This window comes from Vogesella mureinivorans, assembly GCF_007644035.1.
Classification (GTDB): domain Bacteria; phylum Pseudomonadota; class Gammaproteobacteria; order Burkholderiales; family Chromobacteriaceae; genus Vogesella; species Vogesella mureinivorans.
Window position 1 is genome coordinate 1 of sequence record NZ_VMTV02000816.1, and the last position, 1,806, is coordinate 1,806.

Genomic DNA, 1,806 nt, shown 5'->3' on the forward strand with positions numbered 1-1,806 from the left:
CTTGACGGTTTCGTCGGCTTCGTCGGTGGTGTCGTTGCTGGTCGGTACGGTCACGGTGAAGCTGGTGACGCCGGCGGGTACGGTGATCTTGCCGGTGGCCGCGTCGTAGCTCACGCCATTGCTGAAGGTAGCGCTGCCGTAGTCATCAGCGGTAGCGGTGCCGTCTTGCAGCGCGAAGTCGAAGGTGGTGCTGGTGCTGCTGGCGTTGCTCAGCTTGACGGTGAACGCCAGGCTATCGCCTTCGGTGGCGGACACGTCGTTCGGGTTGGCCGCAGACGGGTCCGGCTTGCCGATGTGCTCGATGGTCGGCGTTTCGTCGTTGTCAATGATGGTACCGGTGGCGTCTTTGCCGCCGATGCTCAGCTTGACGGTTTCGTCGGCTTCGTCGGTGGTGTCATTGCTGGTCGGCACAGTCACGGTGAAGCTGGTGACGCCGGCCGGCACGGTGATCTTGCCGGTGGCGGCATCGTAGCTCACGCCGTTGCTGAAGGTGGCGGTGCCGTAGTCATCGGACGTGGCGGTGCCGTCTTGCAGCGCAAAGTCGAAGGTGGTGGCGCTGGACGAAGCGTTGCTCAGTTTGACGGTGAAGGCCAGGCTATCGCCTTCGGTGGCCGACACGTCGCCGGTGCCCAGGTCGTTACCGATCGATTCGATGGTCGGCGTGCCGTCGTTATCGAGGATGGTACCGGTGGCGTCTTTGCCGCCGATGCTCAGCTTGATGGTTTCGTCGGCTTCGTCGGTGGTGTCGTTGCTGGTCGGCACAGTCACTGTGAAGCTGGTCACGCCAGCTGGTACGGTGATCTTGCCGGTAGCGGCATCGTAGCTCACGCCATTGCTGAAGCTGGCCGCACTGTAGTCATCGGACGTGGCGGTGCCGTCTTGCAGCGCGAAGTCGAAGCTGGTGCTGGTGCTGCTGGCGTTCGACAGCTTGACGGTGAACGCCAGGCTATCGCCTTCGGTGGCGGATACGTCGTTCGGGTTGGCCGCAGACGGGTCCGGCTTGCCGATGTGCTCGATGGTCGGCGTTTCGTCGTTGTCAATGATGGTACCGGTGGCGTCTTTGCCGCCGATGCTCAGCTTGACGGTTTCGTCGGCTTCGTCGGTGGTGTCATTGCTGGTCGGCACAGTCACGGTGAAGCTGGTGACGCCGGCCGGTACGGTGATCTTGCCGGTGGCAGGGTCGTAGCTCACGCCGTTGCTGAAGGTGGCGGTGCCGTAGTCATCAGCAGTGGCGGTGCCGTCTTGCAGCGCGAAGTCGAAGCTGGTGGCGCTGGACGAAGCGTTAGACAGCTTGACGGTGAAGGCCAGGTCGCTGCCTTCGGTGGCGGATACGTCGCCGGTGCCCAGGTTATTACCGATCGACTCGATAGTCGGCGTGCCGTCGTTGTCAATGATGGTACCGGTGGCGTCTTTGCCGCCGATGCTCAGCTTGACGGTTTCGTCGGCTTCGTCGGTGGTGTCGTTGCTGGTCGGTACGGTCACGGTGAAGCTGGTGACGCCAGCTGGCACGGTGATCTTGCCGGTGGCGGCGTCGTAGCTCACGCCGTTGCTGAAGCTGGCTGCACTGTAGTCATCAGCAGTAGCGGTGCCGTCTTGCAGCGCGAAGTCGAAGCTGGTGGCGGTGGACGAAGCATTGCTCAGCTTGACGGTGAAGGCCAGGCTATCGCCTTCGGTGGCGGATACGTCGCCGGTGCCCACGTCGTTACCGATCGATTCGATGGTCGGCGTGCTGTCGTTGTCGAGGATGGTACCGGTGGCGTCTTTGCCGCCGATGCTCAGCTTGACGGTTTCGTCGGCTTCGTCGGT

At 62.9% G+C, this 1,806-nt stretch carries 1 protein-coding gene; it reads right to left on the reverse strand.

Annotated features, from left to right (window positions below):
* Positions 1-1,806, reverse strand: a 1,806-nt coding sequence (locus FLQ44_RS19775; RefSeq protein ID WP_206209003.1) for a Calx-beta domain-containing protein, incomplete at both ends; no start/stop codon positions are given.